This window comes from Burkholderia sp. AU45388 (genome assembly GCF_030481585.1).
Classification (GTDB): Bacteria; Pseudomonadota; Gammaproteobacteria; order Burkholderiales; family Burkholderiaceae; genus Burkholderia; species Burkholderia sola.
Genome location: NZ_JAUJPV010000002.1, coordinates 724,407 through 743,621 on the forward strand (window position 1 = coordinate 724,407; position 19,215 = coordinate 743,621).

The 19,215-nt window shown below is 68.5% G+C and carries 20 protein-coding genes; 6 read left to right on the forward strand and 14 right to left on the reverse strand.

Going from position 1 to position 19,215, the window contains the following annotated elements:
- Position 1 precedes the first annotated feature (1 nt).
- The 3 genes from QZM72_RS07190 to QZM72_RS07200 form a co-directional block, all read right to left on the reverse strand.
- The gene (locus QZM72_RS07190; RefSeq protein WP_301737667.1) at positions 2-955 is read right to left on the reverse strand and encodes a leucyl aminopeptidase; all 954 of its coding nucleotides are present in this window, start codon (positions 953-955) and stop codon (positions 2-4) included.
- A gap of 58 nt (positions 956-1,013) precedes the next feature.
- The gene (locus tag QZM72_RS07195) at positions 1,014-1,136 is read right to left on the reverse strand and encodes a hypothetical protein (RefSeq protein ID WP_006479692.1); all 123 of its coding nucleotides are present in this window, start codon (positions 1,134-1,136) and stop codon (positions 1,014-1,016) included.
- A 403-nt stretch (positions 1,137-1,539) separates the two neighbouring features.
- Complete coding sequence (locus QZM72_RS07200; protein ID WP_301737668.1) at positions 1,540-1,995, reverse strand: Lrp/AsnC family transcriptional regulator; 456 nt, start codon at positions 1,993-1,995, stop codon at positions 1,540-1,542.
- A gap of 116 nt (positions 1,996-2,111) precedes the next feature.
- Between QZM72_RS07200 and QZM72_RS07205 the strand changes: the two genes are divergently transcribed.
- Positions 2,112-2,657: an alpha/beta hydrolase gene (locus QZM72_RS07205; RefSeq protein ID WP_301737669.1), complete on the forward strand. Its 546-nt coding sequence runs from the start codon at positions 2,112-2,114 to the stop codon at positions 2,655-2,657.
- 178 nt (positions 2,658-2,835) lie between these two features.
- Positions 2,836-4,086, forward strand: a complete 1,251-nt coding sequence (locus tag QZM72_RS07210; protein ID WP_301737670.1) for a YbfB/YjiJ family MFS transporter — start codon at positions 2,836-2,838, stop codon at positions 4,084-4,086.
- A gap of 11 nt (positions 4,087-4,097) precedes the next feature.
- On the opposite strand, the gene hpaC is transcribed toward QZM72_RS07210, so the two are convergent.
- Positions 4,098-4,643, reverse strand: coding sequence for a 4-hydroxyphenylacetate 3-monooxygenase, reductase component (hpaC, locus tag QZM72_RS07215; RefSeq protein WP_089469107.1), 546 nt, complete (start codon positions 4,641-4,643; stop codon positions 4,098-4,100).
- Positions 4,644-4,993: 350 nt separating this feature from the next.
- Between hpaC and QZM72_RS07220 the strand changes: the two genes are divergently transcribed.
- Positions 4,994-5,626: a response regulator transcription factor gene (locus tag QZM72_RS07220; RefSeq protein WP_027790826.1), complete on the forward strand. Its 633-nt coding sequence runs from the start codon at positions 4,994-4,996 to the stop codon at positions 5,624-5,626.
- 12 nt (positions 5,627-5,638) lie between these two features.
- Here QZM72_RS07220 and QZM72_RS07225 read toward each other — a convergent pair whose 3' ends face one another.
- The 5 genes from QZM72_RS07225 to QZM72_RS07245 form a co-directional block, all read right to left on the reverse strand.
- Positions 5,639-6,382 carry an SDR family NAD(P)-dependent oxidoreductase gene (locus tag QZM72_RS07225; protein WP_301737672.1) on the reverse strand — a complete coding sequence of 248 codons (744 nt, stop codon included), beginning with the start codon at positions 6,380-6,382 and terminating at the stop codon, positions 5,639-5,641.
- 56 nt (positions 6,383-6,438) lie between these two features.
- On the reverse strand, positions 6,439-7,563 hold the full coding sequence (locus QZM72_RS07230) for an amidase (protein ID WP_301737673.1): 1,125 nt from the start codon (positions 7,561-7,563) through the stop codon (positions 6,439-6,441).
- A 31-nt stretch (positions 7,564-7,594) separates the two neighbouring features.
- Positions 7,595-8,116, reverse strand: coding sequence for a nuclear transport factor 2 family protein (locus QZM72_RS07235; RefSeq protein ID WP_301737674.1), 522 nt, complete (start codon positions 8,114-8,116; stop codon positions 7,595-7,597).
- An 8-nt stretch (positions 8,117-8,124) separates the two neighbouring features.
- Positions 8,125-8,502: a hypothetical protein gene (locus QZM72_RS07240; protein WP_011356094.1), complete on the reverse strand. Its 378-nt coding sequence runs from the start codon at positions 8,500-8,502 to the stop codon at positions 8,125-8,127.
- A 96-nt stretch (positions 8,503-8,598) separates the two neighbouring features.
- Complete coding sequence (locus QZM72_RS07245) at positions 8,599-9,792, reverse strand: acyl-CoA dehydrogenase family protein (protein WP_301737675.1); 1,194 nt, start codon at positions 9,790-9,792, stop codon at positions 8,599-8,601.
- Positions 9,793-9,941: 149 nt separating this feature from the next.
- Here QZM72_RS07245 and QZM72_RS07250 point away from each other — a divergent pair, with 149 nt between their 5' ends.
- Positions 9,942-11,489 (forward strand): sensor histidine kinase, encoded by a 1,548-nt coding sequence (locus tag QZM72_RS07250; protein WP_301737676.1) that lies wholly within the window; start codon positions 9,942-9,944, stop codon positions 11,487-11,489.
- Between the two features lie 50 nt (positions 11,490-11,539).
- Here QZM72_RS07250 and QZM72_RS07255 read toward each other — a convergent pair whose 3' ends face one another.
- From QZM72_RS07255 to QZM72_RS07265, 3 genes are all read right to left on the reverse strand, one after another.
- Positions 11,540-11,926 carry a 2-hydroxymuconate tautomerase family protein gene (locus QZM72_RS07255; protein ID WP_301737677.1) on the reverse strand — a complete coding sequence of 129 codons (387 nt, stop codon included), beginning with the start codon at positions 11,924-11,926 and terminating at the stop codon, positions 11,540-11,542.
- Between the two features lie 179 nt (positions 11,927-12,105).
- Complete coding sequence (locus QZM72_RS07260; RefSeq protein WP_301737678.1) at positions 12,106-12,609, reverse strand: aromatic-ring-hydroxylating dioxygenase subunit beta; 504 nt, start codon at positions 12,607-12,609, stop codon at positions 12,106-12,108.
- Positions 12,606-13,889: an aromatic ring-hydroxylating dioxygenase subunit alpha gene (locus QZM72_RS07265; RefSeq protein WP_301737679.1), complete on the reverse strand. Its 1,284-nt coding sequence runs from the start codon at positions 13,887-13,889 to the stop codon at positions 12,606-12,608. Before QZM72_RS07265 ends, QZM72_RS07260 begins: the two co-directional genes overlap by 4 nt.
- Before the next feature lie 140 nt (positions 13,890-14,029).
- Between QZM72_RS07265 and QZM72_RS07270 the strand changes: the two genes are divergently transcribed.
- A complete protein-coding gene (locus QZM72_RS07270; RefSeq protein WP_301737680.1) occupies positions 14,030-14,947 on the forward strand; it encodes a LysR family transcriptional regulator in 918 nt (305 codons plus the stop codon).
- 115 nt (positions 14,948-15,062) lie between these two features.
- Here the strand turns inward: QZM72_RS07270 and QZM72_RS07275 are convergent, their stop codons facing one another.
- The gene (locus QZM72_RS07275; protein ID WP_301737681.1) at positions 15,063-16,052 is read right to left on the reverse strand and encodes a PDR/VanB family oxidoreductase; all 990 of its coding nucleotides are present in this window, start codon (positions 16,050-16,052) and stop codon (positions 15,063-15,065) included.
- 215 nt (positions 16,053-16,267) lie between these two features.
- On the reverse strand, positions 16,268-17,671 hold the full coding sequence (locus QZM72_RS07280; RefSeq protein ID WP_301737682.1) for an MFS transporter: 1,404 nt from the start codon (positions 17,669-17,671) through the stop codon (positions 16,268-16,270).
- Between the two features lie 410 nt (positions 17,672-18,081).
- Here QZM72_RS07280 and QZM72_RS07285 point away from each other — a divergent pair, with 410 nt between their 5' ends.
- Positions 18,082-19,200: a porin gene (locus tag QZM72_RS07285; RefSeq protein WP_301737683.1), complete on the forward strand. Its 1,119-nt coding sequence runs from the start codon at positions 18,082-18,084 to the stop codon at positions 19,198-19,200.
- The last annotated feature ends 15 nt before the right edge of the window (positions 19,201-19,215 follow it).

The window sequence follows — 19,215 nt, forward strand, 5'->3', positions numbered from 1 at the left end:
GTCAGACGGCGAACGCGCCGTCGAACACGATCCGTTCGTCGAGCGCGAGCGTGCCGCGCGCGAAGATCAGGTCGAGATGGTGGCTGCCGTTTTCGCCGCCGCCGAGGCCGAGATGCAGGCCCGGATGGCGTTCCTCGAACCCCGCGTTGCGCCCGTACAGGCCGCGAATGCCGAGGTTCGTGCCGATGCCGAATTCCTCGATCCGCCGGTGATTCGCGTGCCGGTCGAGATAGGTCGTGAAATCGCGCCGGAAGCCCGCATCGTCGGTGTCGAAATCGACGATCGTGCTGTGTTCGACATGCAGCGTCGCGAGCCGCTCGGCCACCTTGTACTTGATCGCGAACGGCACGGTGCCGAGAAACGTGCCGCTGAACACGACGGTGCCGTTCAGGTCCGTCACGTGCGTCGCGATCTCGCCGGGCACGACGTCGAGGTTGCCCATGCCGTCCACGCTCGTCCATTTCTGGTCCGGCGCGAGCGAGCCCGTCAGCGTGTTGCCGGCTTCGTCGATGAAGCGGATCCGCGACGCGCGTGCGGCGGCGTCGATCAGCCGGCCGTTGCGCGCGGCGATGTCGTCGAGCGATTCGGCGAACGCCTCGTCGAGGTGCGGGCCGTAATCCTTGAATAAAACCGATTTGCTCCAGTGTTCGACGATCGCGGGGCGGATCGCGGCGAGAAAGGGCGGCCCGCTCGGCGACGGCGTCGGCAGGCACGACGAGTCGTACAGCAGCACGAACAGGTCGGCGTCGTCGAGCGCGGCGGCGATGTCGGCGGGCGCGGTGCTTTCGAGGCAGAGGGTGGTCGCGTCGAGCGAATCGGGCAGGGCGGAAAAGGCGCGCAACGCGGTGTCGCGGTTGCGGGAGTCATAGCCGACCAGCAGTTTTCCCGATTCGCCGCGCGCCAGCTTGTCGCGCAGCGCCGGGTGAAAACCGAGCGCGCGGTGCAGGTTCAGCATGCGTATCTCCGGAAGCGGCGGAAGGGCCGAGGCCCTTCCGCGAGAACGGGTGGCCCGCTCAGACCGGCCAGAGCGCGGTGCCGAACGGCACCACGGCGTCCTCGACCATCATGTCGACGGCCTCGGGGTGCGTGTCTTCCTGCATCCAGTCAAGCAATTCGATTTGCTGGGTTTCCTGCATGTCAATTCTCCTGTGGTGAACATGAGTGATTCAACATGAAAGCGCGGCAAAAATATTGCCGCTCCTCGTTCGGAATTTTGTGAATGCCGGGCGAGTGGCGTCGATATTAGTCTGACGAATTTGCGAATGCAATGCGTTGTATTGTTTTTAGCCGAAGCGTGCTAAACACGAGGATTTTCGATCCACATATTGGAAAACATGAATAAAACGAGCGACAGATCACGCATCTTTTTTTAAGAAATCGAACCGTGCGCGACGAAATGAATTCGGTTATTTTTAATTTGAATTCAATTGACCGGATTGATGCGATTCATGTCACTCACGAAAACCGTGTGCGCGATCGCCCGGTGCTCGAACCGGTCTGCCGATTCCATGCGTCACGCAGCCGGTCCGCCGGCGAGCGTTATCCGAGCAGCGCCTTTCCGATCGCCTTCGTCGGTTCCGAGCGCAGCACCAGCGAAGTCGTGACCGCGCCGAAGCGGGCAATCGCGTCGATGAGGGTTTCGAGCTGGCCCGGCGTCGGCACCAGCACCTTCAGCAGAAAGCAGTCCTCGCCGGTCATGCGGTGGACTTCGATGACGTGCGGCATCTCGGCGAACGCGCGCAGCGCCGGCTGGATGTGCTCGTGCGTTGTCTTGAGCCGGATGATGGCCATCATGCCCAACCCCAGCGCCGCCGGATCGATCCGCGCGCCGTAGCCGGCGATGATCCCGCGTTCTTCCAGCCGCTTGACGCGCTCCGACGTGGCGGGCTGCGACAGCCCGATGCGCCTGCCGATTTCCGACAGCGGCGTCCGCGCGTTGTCCTGCAGCGCTTCGAGGATCGCAAGATCCAGGCGATCCAGTGCTTCGTCCGGCATGACGGGCCTCCGATACCGTTGATTCATCGGCATTTTGTCTCAATAGCCGATGACTTGCCATTCCATGCCGACTCACGCGTGGTCACACTCTGGGCTTCAAGTTGACGGAGGGCGTAATGGATCGAGCGATCGTGATCGTGCCGGGTATCGGCAATTCGGGACCGGATCATTGGCAGAGCCACTGGGAGGCGGCGTTTCCCGGCGCCGCGCGCATCGCGCCGGCTTCATGGGACGCGCCCGATCTGGCCGACTGGATGGCGGCGCTGGACGAGGCCGTCGCGAACGCCGGGGCGGCCCCGCTAGTCGTTTGTCATTCACTCGGGTGTCTGTTGTTCGCGCATTGGCATGCGGTGTCGTCGCGCGCGGTGCGCGGCGCGTTTCTCGTGGCCATGCCCGACCCGGCGGGGCCGCGCTTTCCGGTTGCCGCCGCCGCGTTCGCGAACCTGCCGAACGGCGGGTTGGGGCGCGTGCCGGTGCTGGCGATCGCGAGTGCGGACGATCCGTACGATCCGTCGGGGCGCGCGCTCGAATGGGCAACGGAACACGGCGCGGCGCCGCTTCTGCTCGGCGCGCGCGGCCACCTGAACGCGGCGTCCGGGCTGGCCGGATGGGCCGAAGGGCGGGCGCTGCTGACGGCGTTTGCGGCCGGACTCGGGCGGTAGCGCGTGCCGGCGCCGGCTGGTCTCCCGCGTTTCCCGGCCGTCGTGTCGGGGAGCGGGAACCGGGCGCGGCGCCCGTCGCGGGTATGCCGCTGCCGCGTGTGCCGATTTCGTGGCGGCTCCAGTATGATCGACCGACGGCGGCGTGAGCCCCGGAACCGAACAACGAAGGAGACGCCCGATGCGCGTAGTGCCGCAACCGCAGCGTGCCGGCCGCTCGCGGCCGGACGCCGGCGCAACCGATCCCGGCCGCATGGCGGCCTGGCGGCTCGCGATGTGCCTGTCGCTCGGCAGCGCGATCGCGCTCGGCCTCGCACGCTTTTCCTATGCGCTGCTGCTGCCGCCGATGAAGGCCGATCTCGGCTGGACGTTCGCGCAGGCCGGCGCGCTGAACACGGCGAACGCGGCCGGCTACCTGATCGGCGCGCTCGCGTTCCCGCTGCTGTCGCGGCGCTGGCGCGCGGGGACGCTGCTTGCCGCCGGTTGCGCGCTGACCGCCGTGCTGATGGCAGCCTGCGGGCTCGCGTCGGACATGCATGTGCTGCTCGCACAGCGACTGGCGACGGGTGTCGGCAGCGCGTTGATCTTCATCAGCGGCGGCGTGCTGGCCGCGCGGCTCGCATCCGCGTCGCCGCGCGATGCGGGGCTGCTGCTCGGCCTGTACTACGGCGGCACCGGATGGGGCATCGTCGCGTCGTCGCTGCTCGTGCCGGCCACGCTCGTGCCACGCGTGCACGGCTGGCAGCCCGCGTGGTTCGCACTCGCGACGGCGTGCGTGCTGTTCTCGGCGGTGGCCGTGCTGGCCGCGCGCCGCATCGAGCATGCGCATGCGGCACCGGCCACGCGCGCCGACGGTGCGAAACCGGCGGCGACCGCGAGCCCGGCCCGCTTCGCGCTCGCGTTGGCCGGCTACGGCCTGTTCGGCGTCGGCTATATCGGCTACATGACGTTCATCGTCGCGCTGCTGCGCGGCGCGGGGATGAGCGGCACGGTCGTCGCCGCGTTCTACGTGATGCTCGGCGTCGCGACCGTCGTGTCGGCGCGGCTGTGGTCGGGGCTGCTCGACCGGATGCGCGGCGGCCAGGCGCTCGCCGTGCTCAACGCGCTGCTCGGCGTCGCGACGCTGATGCCCGCGCTGTTCGTGCACCCGGCCGCCGCATTCGCATCGGGCTTGCTGTTCGGCGCGACGTTCCTGTCGGCGGTCGCGTCGACGACGGCCTTCGTGCGGCACAACCTGCCGCCCGACGGCTGGGCGAAGGGGATCAGCGCATTCACGACAGTCTTCGCATTCGGGCAGATCGCGGGGCCGGTCGCGATCGGCTGGGTGTCGGACAGTGCGGGGCTCGCGCGCGGGCTCGTGTATTCGGCATTGACGCTGTTCGTGGGCGCGGCATTCGCGGCCGGGCAGCGCGCGTTGCGCACGTCCGCGTAGTCATGTGCCGGTCACCGCACGCACGCGGTGCGCGACACGCGATGAAACGCGCGGCTGAAGTAGATCAGGCTGTCGCCGTCGTCGCGCACGCGAATCGACGTCGCCTCGATGAACATCACCGAATGCGAGCCGACTTCCTTCATCTCGGCGATCGTGCCCTGCAGGCTCGCGAGCGCATCGCGCAGCACCGGCACGTCCCGTTCGCCGCGATCCCACACGGGCAATGCGAAGCGCTGCTCCATCGGCAGGTCGGTGAGCCCCGCGAAGTGTCGCGCGAGCAACTCGTGCTCGGCCGGCAGCACGTTGATGCAGACCTGACGGTTGCGCTCGAAGGTCGCATGCATCGCGCTCGACCGGTTCAGGCACACGAGCAGCGTCGGCGGCGCGTCGGTGACGGAACACACGGCGCTCGCGGTGATCCCGCAGCGGCCGTGCGGGCCCGCGGTGGTGATCACATTGACGGCCGCGCCGAGATGGGCCATCGCCTGGCGGAAGGCCTTCTGCGCGTCGGTCGGTTCGGCGCGCGCCGGTTGCGGGGTATCGGTCGTTGCGGACATGGGCGCTCCAGGTTGGATGAAGGCGGCGATCGCGGGCGCTGTCGATGCAGCCTCGCGTGGCCGACGATGACCCAAGCGTACGCCGCGAAAAGGCGGCCGACCATTCGCACGATTGGCGATCGGGATGGCGTTCCTGCCGACGCGTCTAAAGGTTCTACCTAGATGCACGCCATCGCGCGCGCAAAAAACCGCGATTGCGCGTTCGCGCGGCACGTGAAGGGGTTTGCAGCGGGTTTTCGGCTCGTTATGATGTGCCGCACCCCCAGCGAACGACGCTCGCGACACGCCGGCCACCGGCGTTGCGCGCGGCGCGTGCGATACCGATACCGACATTCAGCGAGACACCCGCGATGACGTCACCCGCACCGATCGTATATATCGTCGACGACGACGGCGGCATGCGGACGTCGCTCGCGTGGTTGCTCGAATCGGTGGGCATCGCGTCCGAAGGATTCGCGAACGCGGCCGACTTTCTCGCGCGCTTCGACGTGAACCTGCCCGCGTGCCTCGTGCTCGACGTGCGGATGCCGGAGAAAAGCGGCTTCGACGTGCAGGCCGAACTGAATGCGCGCGGTGCGACGCTGCCGGTGATCTTCGTCAGCGGACACGGCGACATTCCGATGTCGGTACGCGCGCTGCAGAACGGCGCGATCGATTTCGTCGAGAAGCCGTACAACTCGCAGCAGATGCTCGAGCGCGTGCAGCGCGCGCTGCGGCTCGCGCAGCAGCGGCATGCGGTGAGCCAGCGTCACCGCGAACTGCGCCAGCGGCTCGATGCGCTGACCGCGCGCGAGAAGGAGGTGCTGCGCGGCGTCGTGGACGGCAAGGGCAGCAAGCAGATCGCGTCGGATCTGTCGATCAGCGTGAAGACCGTCGACGTGCATCGCGCGAGCATCAAGGAGAAGCTCGGCGCGACGTCGATCGCCGCGCTCGTGCGCGACGTGATGGTCGTGTGGGGCGACGACGGCGAATCGTCGCGATGAGGCTCGGCGCGTTCAGCGCATGTACAACCCGCCGTTGATGTCCCAGCACGCACCGTTCGCGAAATGCGCGTCGCCCGATGCGAGCAGCACGGCCGCATCCGCGACGAAACCGGCCGATCCGAGCTTGCCGCCCGGCAGGCTCGCGAGCACCTGACGCAGTTTTTCGGGCGCGACGCTTTCGTACACGATCGGCAGATCGAGCGGCCCCGGCGAGATCGCGTTGACGGTCACGCCCTGCGCGGCGAGATCGCGTGCGAACACCTTGGTCAGCGTCAGCGTGCCGCCTTTCGCGGCCGCGTAGTGCGCGCCCGTCGCGGAGCCGCCGTTCTGCCCGGCGAGCGACGCGATGTTGACGATGCGGCCCGCGCCGCGCTGCGCGAAGTACTGGCCGAACACCTGGCAGCCGAACAGCACGCTGCGCAGGTTCACGTCGATCACGTGGTCGAACTGCTCGGCCGTGATCTCCATCGCCGGCACGACCTTCGATGCGCCCGCGTTGTTGACGAGCACGTCGATCGAGCCCCAGCGCGCGACGAGCGCATCGCGCGCCGCTTCGAAATCGCGTTTGGACGTGACGTCGAGCGGCAGCGCGATCGCGCGTTCGCCGCTCGGGTCGAGTTCGCGTGCATGCGCTTGAACGGCGTCGGCGGCGATGTCGGCCAGCGCGACGCGATAGCCGGCCGCATGGAAGCGTTCGGCGAGGACGGCGCCGAGCCCGCGCGCGGCGCCGGTGACGAGGACGACTCGATCTGACATGGTGTGGCGTTCCTTGGTTCGCGGGCGCACGCCTGTGGCGGCGCTCGCATCGTGGTTCATGCGGCCAATGCCGCTTCGAAGTGTGCCGCGATCGCGCAGACCCGTTCGTCCGCGCCCTTGCGTCCGACGATCTGCAAGCCGGCCTTCAACGGCGAACCGGCGAGCGGCAGCGGCAGGCTGAGCGCCGGATGGCCGCTCAGGTTGAACGGCCGGATCAGCGACGACATCGCGATCACCGATACGCCGTCGCGGGCCTGTTGCAGCGTGATCGGCAGTGCGGGCAGCGTCGGCAGCACCAGCACGTCCGCGTGTTCGAGCGCGGCATCGACCTGCGCGGTGAAGCGTGCGCGCACGGCTTCGGCTTGCGCGAGCGCGGCCGGTGTCGTCGTCGCGGCCGTGCGCAGTCGTGCGTCGAGATCGGCGCCGAGCTTGCCTGTTTCGACCAGATGACCGAACGCGCGCGACGTTTCCGCATTGATCACGGTGAGCCCTGCCGCGAACGCGGCCGGCATTTCATCGAGCACGACCGTATGCGAACGCAGACCCGACGCGCGAACGGCCGCATCGAGCGCGGCCGCGATCGCCGGATCGGCTTCGACGGCGAGTTGCGCGACCGTGCAGCCTTCGACGGAGGCGCTCGCCTGCGCGCGTTCGAAACCCGGCGCGATCGCGGCCATCACCGCGACGAGCGTGCGGATTTCGCGCGCGAACGGCCCGACGCAATCGAGCGTGGTGTCCGCGGGCGCGACCCCGCGCCGCGACACGCGGCCGAACGTCGGTTTCAGCCCGGCCACGCCGCAGCACGCGGCCGGCCCGCGAATCGAGCCGCCGGTATCGGTGCCGAGCGCCGCGTCGACGGCGCCGAGCCCGACGAGCGACGCGGAACCGCTCGACGAGCCGCCCGGAATGCGCGTGGCGTCCTGCGGATTGACGGGCGTGCCCGTGTAGTCGTTGATGCCGGTCATGCCGAACGCGAGCTCGTGCATGTTCGCCTTGCCGGCGATCTGCCAGCCGGCGTCCAGCAGCAGGCGGACCACGTCCGCGTGTCGTACGGCCGGCGGCGCATCGGCGAGCGCGCGGCTCGCCGCGCGGGTCGGATGGCCGGCGATGTCGATCGTGTCCTTGATCGCGATCGTCGGGCCCGGGCCGCCGAGCGTGAAGGTGTCGATGAATCCTGTCATGGTCGGTATCGTGCGAAAGCAGCGGGAAACATCAGGACCGTGGCGCGGCGGCGAGCGGCCACGGGCCGTCGAGCACGCGTTCGGTGCGGAAATGGCGAATCAGCCAGGCGGAGCCGTCGGCGGCCGGCGCGAAATCGATCGTCAGCCGCGCGGCGATCAGCTCGGCCGAGCCGTTTGCGTAGCGCGACGCTTGCAGCATGATCCAGCGGCCGCGCGCGCTGGCATGGCCGGCGCCGATCTCGATCGACTCCGACGTCAGAAAGTGCAGGTTCGCCGAGAAATGCGGATCGGGCGGCAGATAGCGGCCGAGCATCGCGACGATCGCCGCCGTGCCTTCGAGGCGGCCGAACTTCTTCGCGTACTGCGGGCCGATGCCTTCCCACACGGCGTCGGCCGTGAACAGTTCGGCCAGCGACGGGCCCTCGCCAGCCGCTTCGGGCACGTCGCACAGCGCCATGTAGCGCGTGATCGTCGCGCGCACCGAGCGCTCGGCGTCGAGCGCCGCGACGCGCTGCGCGAGCGCGTCGATCGCCGCGGGAGACAAGTCGGTCATCGCGCGCCTCACGCCGCGGGCTTCGCGGCCGGCGGCACGGTCAGCGCGCGGCCGACGCGTGCCTCGATCTTGCCGTAGCGCCACAGGTTGTATTCGCCGACGGGCGTCGTGCGGTACAGGTTGCACACGGCGACCGTCGTGTCGAAATCGGCGACGTCGGCCATGATGTAGAAGGTCCACGGCGCGCCGTCGGCCTGGCCGACCACGAGGCGGTCGTCGTCCATCACGCCGAGCACGCGCACGCCGGGCATCGCTTCGACGGCCGCGAGCATTGCACCATACGCCTGCCACACTTCGCCGATCTTCTCGCGCGGCAGGTCGAAGAAATTCTGCGACACGCCGCAGCAGAACAGCACGCGCAGCGGCAGCGGATTCGAATCGGACATATCGGGTTCTCCAGAGGGATCGGTGGGGTGCGCGAGCCGGCCGGCGACGGCGCGGCGGCTTCATGCGCGTTCATCAAAAGTGTCGGTCGATGCCGGTTACAGATAGCCGGGAAACGGCGTGACGCCGGTGAACACCGCGCCCGCGCCGTCGAAGTTGCCTTCGGCGAGGAACGCGTGCTGCGTGACGACCATCGCATCGCGCAGCAACCGCTGCAGCGGATGCGACCGATAGATCGCCGCCGTGCCGCCGAGGCGGTATGCGCGCTCGACGACGCTCGCGCCTTCGCGGGCGATCTGCGTGGCCGCGAGCCGCAGCAGGCTGACCTGATCGGGCGTCACCGCGTTGCCGGCGAGGATCGATTGCCACACGGTATCGGTCGCATCGTAGAAGAACGCACGCGCCGAGCGCAGTTGCGCTTCCGCCTTTGCGAGCTCGATGCGGAAATACGCGCGATCGGCGAGACGCGGCGCGCCGGTCGTCGTCTGGCGGCCGCCCGACATCCGGTTCACGACGTCGAGCGCCGCGCGCGCGAGGCCGAGGTTGACGACGGCCAGCACCTGCGCCGCATACGCGACGGTCGGGTAGCGGTACAGCGGCTCGTCGACGGTCGCCTCGCCGCCGCGCACGAAGGTCCACGCCTCGGGCACGAAGCGGTCGTTCACGCGCAGGTCATGGCTGCCGGTGCCCTGCATGCCGACCACGCTCCAGTTCTCGACGATCTCGACGTCGGCGGCGCGGAACACGGCCGTGCGCGGCTTGTTCGGCGCGGCGTGCTGCGCGCCGGGCACCGCGATGCCGACGCCGAGCCAGTCGGCGCCCTTGCAGCCGCTCGCGAATTTCCACGTGCCGTTCACGCGCCAGCCGCCCGGCGCGTCCTGCGCGGGCTGCACCGGGAACAGGCCGCCCGCGAACACCTGGTCCGGGCCGCTCGCGTACAGCTCGGCCTGCGTGTCGAGCGGCAGCGCGGCGAGATAGACGTTCGCGGAGCCGAAGCTCGCGACCCACGCGGCCGAGCCGTCGGCGGTCGCGATTCGTTCGATCATGTCGAGGAACGCGGTCGGCGCGAGCGCATCGCCGCCGAAGCGGCGCGGCGTGCCCGCGCGATAGATGCCGGCCTGCTTGAACAGCGCGATCACGTCGCGCGGCACGTGCGACAGCCGGTCGAATTCGTCGCGGCGCGCGGCGACGGTTTCGATCACCGCGTCGAGCGGCGACGACGGCGCAGCCGCGGGACGTGCCGCGGGCGGCGAGGTCGGCGCGGATTCGATGGCGAGGGCGGCTTGCGGCATGAAAGTCTCCTGGGGATGGGGGCGATGTCGATGTCGGTTGTCGGGGGCAAGACGATGCAGCCAGTCTAGAAACGCCGAAAACACGCAGCAATTGGTGCGTTGGGCCGCGCGACTGGTGACGCTCCGTGCCGGCCTAAAGAAATCTTCAGATGCGATCGGCGCGCGCCGGTGCTATGTTGGGTTTCCGGCCGCGCGATGCCGCGCGCCTTCCTCCGAATCCGATCATGAGTTTTCCCGACGAAGACGATTTCCACCGGCTGCTCGACGCGCTGACCACGTGCGTGCTGCTGCACGACGCGCGCACCCGGGCGATCGTGTGGGCGAATCGCGCCGCGTGCATCGCGCTCGGCTTTTCCGTCGAGGAATTGCTGCCGCTGAAGGCGCCGGACATGACGCGCCCCGAGCCGAAGTACCGGCGCGAGATCGCGGTGAGCGCGTGGGATCGTGCGCTCGTCGACGGCCCGCAGGTGTACGAATGGTGCTATCGCTCGCGTACGGGCGTCGACATGCTGTCCGAGGCCACCGCGACCTACGTGCCGCTGCGCGGGCGCGACGTCGTGATGGTGCAGTTCCGCGACATCAGCGCGGAAGAGGCGGTGCGCCAGCAGTTGCGCCGCTACGAGGCGCGGCTGCGCGAGTTCATGCAGGATCTCGACGAAGGGATCGCGGTCGTGACGCCGCACGGCGGTGTGCAGTTCATCAGCGAGTCGGGCCGCCGCGTGCTCGGGCTCGCGCCCGACGAGCCGCTCGGCGAGGTACTCGACTACTGCTCGGCGGCCGATCGCGACCGGCTCGTCGCGCAGTTGCGCGACGCGCCGTCCGCGTGCCCGTCCGCGCCGCAGCGCTACCGGATCGTGCGGCGCGACGGCTCGGCATGCTGGCTGCGCATCCTGTGCCGGCAGGTCGAGATCGAAGGCGATCTCGACGGGCTGCTCGTGCAGTTTCGCGACGTGAGCGACGAAGTCGCGATCGAGGACGCGCGGCGCGCCGAGGCGCGGATGCTCGAATACGCGGGCCGCTACAACGCGATGGGCGAGATGGCGACCGTGATCGCGCACGAACTGAGCCAGCCGCTCGCGGCCGTGCGCAATTTCATCGAAGGCGCGGTGCGGCGGCTGAACGGCAACGGCGCCGTCGACGACGCGATCTGGGGGCTGCGCAGTGCGGACCGGCAGGCCGAGCATGCGGCGCTGATCATCAAGAGCGTGCGTGAATTCATCGTGAAGCGCGAGCCGGTCGTCGCACGGGCCGACCTGCGCGACATTCTCGCGGACGTCGCGTACTTCATCGAGCTGCGCGCGAAGGAGGCCGGCGTGACGGTCGCGATCGTGCAGGCCGACGCGCCGCTGCCGATCCGCTGCGAGCGCGTGCTGATCGGGCAGGTGATCCTGAATCTCGCGTTCAATGCGATCGAGGCATTCGCCAGTTGCGAGCGCGTGCCGCGCACGCTGACGCTCGGCACCGCGAATGTCGATGGGCATGCGCAACTGCGGGCGATCGACAACGGGCCCGGCATCGCCGAAGGCGCGCACGACCGGCTGTTCGACGGCTTCTCGTCGTCGAAGGCAGGCGGCAACGGGATCGGGTTGTCGCTGTGCAAGAGCATCGTCACGCGCCACGGCGGGCGAATCGCCGCGAACCCGGCCGCGGGCGGCGGGCTCGACTGCCGCGTGACGCTGCCGCTCGCCGACGGTTGAGCGCAACCGCACGGACGCGTGGCGGCGAGGCAGCGACGCGCGACGCATGGTCAGCGTCCCAGCGCTCGCGCGGTCTGGCCGCCGATGCCGAAGTCGGTGTTCGGAATGTCCTTGATGATCACGCGCGTCGCCTGCAGCGGCGCATCGAGCACGTTCGCGCCCGCGTCGGACAGCGCGGCGATCAGCGCGCGCTTCTGTTCGTCGGTGCGCCCGGCGATCAGGATCGCGACGATCACCGGCAGCGACGGCGGCGCGCCGTCCGCGGCGCTGCGGCCGGCGAGGCCGATATGCGTCGCGGGCAATTCGGTGAGCAGCACGCGCACCGATTCGATCGGTGCGCCGATCGCGTCGACGGTCGCGTGGCTGAGTCGTGCGATCAGTTCGGCCTTGCGCGCGTCGTCGTGGCCGGCCGGCAGGAAAACTTCGAGTGTGGGCATGAGGGGCCGGAAAGGTGAAGGTGACGGGCTCACCGTTGCGTGAGCGATGGCGAAGCGCCCGCCGCTGAAAGGTGAAGGTGACCGGTTCACCTTTGCGCGGGCGACGGCGAACCGGCAGCCGCTCACAGGTGAAGGTGCCCACCTCACCATTGCGTTGGCGACGGTGAGCCGGCCACGGCTTACAGCAGGAAGCCGATCGCGCTGAGCGCTTCGGTCGAGTCGATCAGGCGCACGACTTTCTCGGCGATCCGCATCTCGCCTTCGGCATCCACGTGCAGCTTGTGCGTGACGTCGGCCGCGAACAGCGTCGCGACGCCGCGCTTGTACGCGACCACGACCTGCGCCGATTTCAGCTCGACGGTATCGGCGCTGCCGCTTTCCAGCGTGAAGCGCGACACGGTGCGCACCGTGCGCGCCGCGTCGGCGGCCGACGCCGAATAGCCGGACACCATCCGCTGCACGCGCTTCTCGCGCATGTCCTGGTCGTCGAACACGTAGTTCAGCGTCGCCGCGAAATCGGTCGCGTCGGGATCGATCGGCACCACGTAGTGGCCGGCCGGCTCCCACAGGGCGAGCCACGCGCGGTAGTCGCGGCGGTCGAGCATCTCGGCTTCGCGCCACACGAATTCGACCGCGCGGGCGAAGGTCTGCTCGGAAAAGAGGGCGTTACGGTCGTCCATCATTGCTGCTCCATCATGTTGCGCCATTGCCGGTAGGCCTCGCGCATGCCGGTTTCGTCGGTCGCGTGCGCGGTCTTTTCGCCGTTCGCGGCGGTCGTCTCGCGGTTCAGCCCGCGATTCACGAGGATCGGTACGTCGGGCCCCGCATGCGCGCCGCGCTGCACGCGTTCCCACGCTTCCGCATCGTCGGGGCTGCCGAAGCCGAACGGGCCCTGGAAATGCTCGTGGATGCGCAGCCGCTCGCGGTTCGCTTCGTCGGGGCCGCCGTCCATCGCGAGCGCGACGTGGCGGATCTCGGTTTCGTTCGCGGAGATCGGCCGCAGCACGCGGAAGAACGCCATCGACAGCGCGAGGTTCGGGAACAGGTTCAGGTTGAAGCCGACGCCCATCAGCGAGCGCACGATGCGGCGCACCGCTTCGGGCGGGTGACGCTCGGCGAGTTTCGCCGCGAGCGGCGCGAAGCGTTCGGGCAGCGGTGCGCCGTCGTCTTCGTCGAGGTCGATCAGCTCCGGCATCAGCACCGCGAGGCTGTGGCCGTTGCCGAGCGCGCGGCAGAACGCGTGCTCGCTCGTCATGAAGCTCGTGATCGCGGCGGCCGTCTCGTCGTCGATCGACTTCATCCACGACTTGTGCACGACCGGGAAGTGATAGAGATCGGTGGTGTTCTCGAGCTGGATCTTCCAGTTTCCCTTGAACTTGAACTTGTGCTCGCCGTTCGCCTTGATCGGGTAGCCGGCGCCCTGTTTCATGAACAGGTTGATCCACGGCTTCGCGCCGCCGAGGAAATCCTCGAGCGGCTCGATCGCGTCGTTGAAGCTCGCGAACACGAGCCCCCGGTACACGCCGACGCGCAGCTTCACGAGCGGCAGGTCGCCTTTCTCGCACACGCCTTCGTAGCCGTCGCCGTAGGGCAGCGCGCGCAGCGTGCCGTCGAGTGCGTACGACCAGCTGTGATACGGGCACGTGAAGCCCTTCGCGTTGCCCTTGTGCGCTTCGCACACGGTCGCGCCGCGATGGCGGCAGCGGTTCTGCAGCACGTTGACCTCGCCGGTCTTGTCGCGCACGACGATCACCGGCTGCCGGCCGATCGTCGTCGTGACGAAGTCGCCCGGGTTCGGCAGTTCGCTCTCGTGCGCGACCCAGATCCAGGTGCGGTAGAAGATGCGGTCGAGCTCGGCTTCGAACAGCGCGGGATCGTGATACATCGCGGGCGCGATGCGGTCGGGCTGCGCGAGGCCGTGCAACGCGCGGGTGTCGATCGTCTGGTAGGCAATGTCGCTCATCGTCGTCGTGGGGAAAGAGTCGCGAAAATCGGGCCGGGCTGTGCGCGGCGTCCGAAGACGAGTCTCGTCTTCTGCCGCATATCGGTCAAATTGATCTAAAATCGATAATCAAATAAATGCGGCAAATGATGGAGGTCACGATGACATCGGTCGATCATCTCGATCTGAACCTGTTGCGCGTATTCCAGGCGATCGTCGAGGAACGCAGCCTGACGAAGGCTGGCGAGCGGCTTGCGTTGTCGCAGCCGGCCGTCAGCTATTCGCTCGGCCGGCTGCGCACGCTGTTCGACGATCCGCTGTTCGTGCGCACGCGTTCGGGGATGCAGCCGACGCCGGTCGCGCTCGAACTCGCGGGCATCGTCGGCAAGGCGCTCGACATGGTGCGCGTCGCGCTGCGCTACGCGGAGCGCTTCGATCCGGCCACCAGCACGCGCACGTTCCGGCTGTCGCTGTCGGATGCCGGCGAGATGGCGTACCTGCCGGCGATCTGCCAGGCGTTGCGCGAGCGCGCGCCGCGCGTGACGCTCAGCGTGCAGCCGCTGCCGGTGGAGGAGATCGAGGAAGCGCTACGCGCGAGCCGGCTCGATTTCGCGATCGGCAACCTGCCGGAATTGATGCCGCGCACGCGCCACCAGGTGCTGTTCGAGGAAACCTACGTGTGCATGACGGGGCGCCGGCGCGGGCTGCCGACGGCGGCCGCGCTGAGCCTCGAGCAGTTCGTGCGCGCCGCGCACGTCAACGTGAAATCGGTCGAGCACAGCCACCACGCGCTCGACGACGCGTTGCGCGTGCAGGGCGTGGGCCGCAACATCGCGCTCGAGGTGCCGCACTTCGTCGCGCTGCCGAGCGTGCTGTCGGTCACCGATCTGTATGCGACGCTGCCGAAGCGGCTCGCGCAGATTCTCAATCGCGACAATGCATTCCGCCTGTACGACCTGCCGGTCACGCTGCCGCCCGCGCCGGTGACGATGCACTGGCACGAGCACTTCCACGAGGACGAGGGCAACGCGTGGATGCGCGCGCTGCTCGCCGAGATCGTCGAGCGTTTCGACGAGTGATGGTCGGGCGGCTCCCGCACGACGCCACCGCCGTGGCGGAGTGTCCGTCGCCCGCGCGCCTTTACATCAGTCAATCAGTAGATCGGCGCGGCAACATGGCGGCGCGCTCGGCGCATCAGAGATCGAGCACGAGCACCGCCGAGCGCGCGCGCGACACGCAGCAGCAGATCACCGTGTTGCTCGCGCGCTCGGCCTTGCTCAGGCAGTGGTCGCGATGATCGGGTTCGCCGTCGAGCACCGGCACCATGCAGGTGCCGCATACGCCTTCGCCGCATGACGTGTCGACCTCGATGCCGATCGCCGCGAGTGCGTCGACGATCGACGTATCGGGCGCGACGCGCACCGATTGACCGCTGCGTTTCAGGCGTACTTCGAAGCCATCGGCCGGGCTCGCGCCGGCTTCGGCATTGCCTGCATCCGCGGCGACGGGATCCGCCGCGAAGCGTTCGAGATGAATCGCATCTTCCGGGATTCGCTCGGCCGCGGCCGCGACAACGGCATCCATGAACGGCCCCGGCCCGCACGTATAGACATGCGCTTTCAGATCGATCGACTCGATGCAGCGGCCGAGTTCGGCCGCGAGTGCATCGGGCTCGACGCCGTAATGAAACGTCACGCGCGACGCGAACGGTTCGGCGGACAATTCGTCGACGAAGGCGGCATGGTCGCGGCTGCGCGCGAAATAGTGCAGTCGATAACGCGCGCCGCGCTTGTGCAGCGCATACGCCATCGACAGCAGCGGCGTGATGCCGATGCCGGCCGCGATCAGCACGTGCTCGCTCGCGTCATCGGTCAGACGAAACAGGTTGCGCGGCGTGCCGATCGACAATTCGGCGCCGACGCGCACGTCGTCGTGCAATGAACGCGAGCCGCCGCGCGACTGCGCTTCCTTCTTCACCGCGAACAGATAGCTGCCGCGCTCGTCCGGGTTGCCGCACAGCGAGTATTGCCGCGTGATGCCGGACGGCGCGGTGACGTCGATATGGGCGCCCGGTTCGTACGCGTCGAACGGCTGGCCGTCGACGCGCGAGACCCGGAAACAGCGGATGTCCTGCGCCGCGTCGATCAGCGCGTCGATCCGGACCTGGTGGCGGTTCGCTTGCATGGGAAATTCCGTGGGGGAGAGGAACGCGGCGCGGCAGAGCCCCGCGCCGTCATGCGATCGAGAATAGGGATGGGCATTGCATAAATCAAATCGATTAAAAATCGATACCGGAATAAGTGGGATGGATGATGGTGGGCGTGCCGATTGTCGCCGGTCAGCGTTGCGGCGATCGCGCGGCCGGTGCGCCGACCACGCGATCGGTGAACCGAGCGACTTCAGCGAGCGGCAATGGCGTTGCCGCCGTCGACGGCCGCGTCAGCCGGCACCGCGGCCGCTGCATGACCGCGTTCGCGCTCGAGGCTGCGGCGGTAGTGGCGGCAGCCGGCGGCGAGCAGCAGCGCGGCGAGCGTGGCCGCCGCGACGTTGACGATCGACATCGAATGACCGACCGCGGCCGGCGCGCCGAACACGCGGTCGGTAAACAGCGCGACGACGGTCGTGCCGATGCCGAGCGCGATCAGGTTCGACACGAGCAGGAACAGCGCGGAGATCTGCGCGCGCATCTGGTTCGGCGCGAGCGTCTGCATCGCGGCGGTCGACGTCGGCATCGGGAACGACGCGAAGAACATCGCGATCACCAGCATCGCGAGCGACGCCGGCAGGCTGTCGAGCTGCGTGAACAGCGTCGCGGGAATCACCATGCATGCGGCGCCGATCGCGCCGGCACGCATCGGCGCATCGCCGCGGCCGCGCCGCAGGAGCCAGTCGTTGAGCCAGCCGCCGCAGAACACGCCGGCTGTGTTCGCGACCAGCAGCACGATGCCGAGCGTGTAGCCGGCTTCGACGGCCGTCATCCCGAAGCGGCGGATATAGAACGCGGGCGTCCAGCTCAGCAGGCAGTACAGCGTCATCGCGTAGAACGAGAAGCCGAGGTAGTGGCACGCGAAGGTCGCGCGATGCGTGCCGACGAAGCGCAGCGAATCGCGCATCGACACGCGCCGAACGACGCCCGAGCGATCTTGCGCGAGCCCCTTGCGCTGCGGATCGCGCACCGTCGCGGCGAACAGCAGCGCGACGAGGATGCCCGGCAGCCCGACGATCAGGAACGTGACCTGCCACGCATGCACCCGCCCGACGACCGGCAGCGTGAATGCGCTCGCATGCTTGAGCAGCGCGATCACGTAGCCGCCGATCAGGAACGCGATGCCGCCGCCGATGAACGAGCCGAGCGAATACACGGCGATCGCGCGGCCGAGCTTCTCCTTCGGGAAGTAGTCGGCGAGCATCGAATACGCGCCGGGCGACAGCGCGGCCTCGCCGACGCCCACGCCCATCCGTGCGACGAACATCTGCACGAAGTGCTGGCTCATCCCGCACGCGGCGGTCGCGACGCTCCACAGCGCGATGCCGAGCGAGATGATGCGCGGGCGCGCATAGCGGTCGGCGAGATACGCGACCGGCAGCCCCATCACCGCGTAGAACAGCGAAAACGCGAAGCCGTTGAGCAGGCTGAACTGCGTATCGGACAGGTGCAGGTCGCGCTTGATCGGTTCGATCATCAGCACGAGGACCTGGCGATCGACGAACGAAAAGACGTACGCGAGCATGCAGATGACGACGACATACCATTCGTACGTATAGCGCTTGCCGTCGGCAGCGCGGGCCGTGGATGCGGACATGCGGGTTCTCCAGGAGCGGGCGGTGGAAAAGCGCGGCATCGGCCTCGCGGGCCGGGCGCCGTCGCAGCACGAAAGCGTGCGGATGACACGATCGGAGACGCAGCGTAGTCGGCCAATTTCGGCCGCCATAGCCGGAGTGACAGCCGCGCCACACGGACATTTACCGACCCGGATAAAGAAAACACCGAGGCCGTGCGCGCGGGCCGCCGCGCAGCGCGCGTGCGGCGGGGCCCGTGCGCGTCATGCGGCCCGTCTATAAGCGTTATAGAGCGCATTGCGTCGACGTCCGAAATTGTCGTTCCTAGACTCGGCCCGGTTTTGATCGGCAGCGTTCGCATTCGAAAGCGAACGCGCTTCACATCGAGCGGCGCGAGGCCGACAGGCGCCGCAACTTCTACGGGACGACGCAGATGAACCAACCGAACGGGCGGGCCGACCGGCTTGCCGTACCGCTTGCCGCGCTGCTCGCGAGCATGACGCTGCCTGCCGTCGCGCAATCGAGCGTGACGCTCTACGGCCGCATCGACACCGCGATCGAATACGCGAACGCCGGGCCGAATCACGTGACGCGCATGGGCAGCGGCAACCTGTGGGCGTCGCAGTGGGGGCTGAAGGGCGTCGAGGATCTCGGCGGCGGCTATGCGACGATCTTCAAGCTCGAGGACGGCTTCAACGCGGCGAGCGGCGCGTTGTCGAACAGCAGCGCGCTGTTCGGCCGCGAGGCGTGGGTCGGCATCACGGGGCCGTTCGGCGGCGTGCAGTTCGGCGAGCTCTATACGATCCTGCATACGACGCTCGTCACGTACAGCCTGCCGGGGCTCGGCGCGGGGCTCGCATGGGGCAACGCGACCAACAACTTCGTCGGGCCCGCGTTCCTGCGCGTGCGCAACGCGATGCGCTACACGTCGCCGCGCTACGCGGGCTTCATGCTGCGCGCGATGGCCGCGCGCGGCGCCAACGGTGCAGCCGGCCAGCCGGCGACGCTCGGCGATACGTACGGCGCCGGCATCAACTACGTGCGCGGCGGATTGTCGATCGACGTCGATACCATGCAGCAGAAGTTCAGCCCGGTCGCCGCATCGACGCTCGGCGCGACGAGCATGGCCGCGAACGGCAACTACACGCTCGGTGCAATCTCGTACGACTTCAACGTCGTGAAGATTGCCGCGCTGTACCTGCGCCATCGCGGCGGCCCCGACGTCGCGACCGCGATCGACAGCCAGAGCGCGTATCCGCACAGCGACATCATGGAACTGAGCGCGACGGTGCCGATCGGTCGCGCGTCGCTGCTGCTGAGCGTCGGCCATTACCGGAAGGTGGCCGACAGCGACGGCAACGCCGATTCGTACGGCATCCGCTTCGACTATCCGCTGTCGAAGCGCACGGTGCTGTATACGGGCGCCGCGATGGTGCGCAACGGCGCGCATGCGCGCTTCGTCGTCAACGGGGCGGCCGGCGGCGGCGTCGCCGTCGCGAAGCCGGGCGCGACCGCGAGCTCGCTCGTCGCGGGCATCCTCACGTCGTTCTGAGCGTGTCGGCGCGCC

Bases quoted from the DNA above. Each gene is read 5' to 3' on its own strand.
- QZM72_RS07280 (WP_301737682.1), bottom strand. From the start codon at position 17,671: ATGTCCGCATCCACGGCCCGCGCTGCCGACGGCAAGCGCTATACGTAC.
- QZM72_RS07285 (WP_301737683.1), top strand. From the start codon at position 18,082: ATGAACCAACCGAACGGGCGGGCCGACCGGCTTGCCGTACCGCTTGCC.
- QZM72_RS07250 (WP_301737676.1), top strand. From the start codon at position 9,942: ATGCGATCGGCGCGCGCCGGTGCTATGTTGGGTTTCCGGCCGCGCGAT.
- QZM72_RS07210 (WP_301737670.1), top strand. From the start codon at position 2,836: ATGCGCGTAGTGCCGCAACCGCAGCGTGCCGGCCGCTCGCGGCCGGAC.
- hpaC (WP_089469107.1), bottom strand. From the start codon at position 4,643: ATGTCCGCAACGACCGATACCCCGCAACCGGCGCGCGCCGAACCGACC.
- QZM72_RS07190 (WP_301737667.1), bottom strand. From the start codon at position 955: ATGCTGAACCTGCACCGCGCGCTCGGTTTTCACCCGGCGCTGCGCGAC.
- QZM72_RS07260 (WP_301737678.1), bottom strand. From the start codon at position 12,609: ATGATGGACGACCGTAACGCCCTCTTTTCCGAGCAGACCTTCGCCCGC.
- QZM72_RS07205 (WP_301737669.1), top strand. From the start codon at position 2,112: ATGGATCGAGCGATCGTGATCGTGCCGGGTATCGGCAATTCGGGACCG.
- QZM72_RS07245 (WP_301737675.1), bottom strand. From the start codon at position 9,792: ATGCCGCAAGCCGCCCTCGCCATCGAATCCGCGCCGACCTCGCCGCCC.
- QZM72_RS07275 (WP_301737681.1), bottom strand. From the start codon at position 16,052: ATGCAAGCGAACCGCCACCAGGTCCGGATCGACGCGCTGATCGACGCG.
- QZM72_RS07270 (WP_301737680.1), top strand. From the start codon at position 14,030: ATGACATCGGTCGATCATCTCGATCTGAACCTGTTGCGCGTATTCCAG.
- QZM72_RS07220 (WP_027790826.1), top strand. From the start codon at position 4,994: ATGACGTCACCCGCACCGATCGTATATATCGTCGACGACGACGGCGGC.
- QZM72_RS07225 (WP_301737672.1), bottom strand. From the start codon at position 6,382: ATGTCAGATCGAGTCGTCCTCGTCACCGGCGCCGCGCGCGGGCTCGGC.
- QZM72_RS07200 (WP_301737668.1), bottom strand. From the start codon at position 1,995: ATGCCGGACGAAGCACTGGATCGCCTGGATCTTGCGATCCTCGAAGCG.
- QZM72_RS07265 (WP_301737679.1), bottom strand. From the start codon at position 13,889: ATGAGCGACATTGCCTACCAGACGATCGACACCCGCGCGTTGCACGGC.
- QZM72_RS07195 (WP_006479692.1), bottom strand. From the start codon at position 1,136: ATGCAGGAAACCCAGCAAATCGAATTGCTTGACTGGATGCAGGAAGAC.
- QZM72_RS07255 (WP_301737677.1), bottom strand. From the start codon at position 11,926: ATGCCCACACTCGAAGTTTTCCTGCCGGCCGGCCACGACGACGCGCGC.
- QZM72_RS07240 (WP_011356094.1), bottom strand. From the start codon at position 8,502: ATGTCCGATTCGAATCCGCTGCCGCTGCGCGTGCTGTTCTGCTGCGGC.
- QZM72_RS07230 (WP_301737673.1), bottom strand. From the start codon at position 7,563: ATGACAGGATTCATCGACACCTTCACGCTCGGCGGCCCGGGCCCGACG.
- QZM72_RS07235 (WP_301737674.1), bottom strand. From the start codon at position 8,116: ATGACCGACTTGTCTCCCGCGGCGATCGACGCGCTCGCGCAGCGCGTC.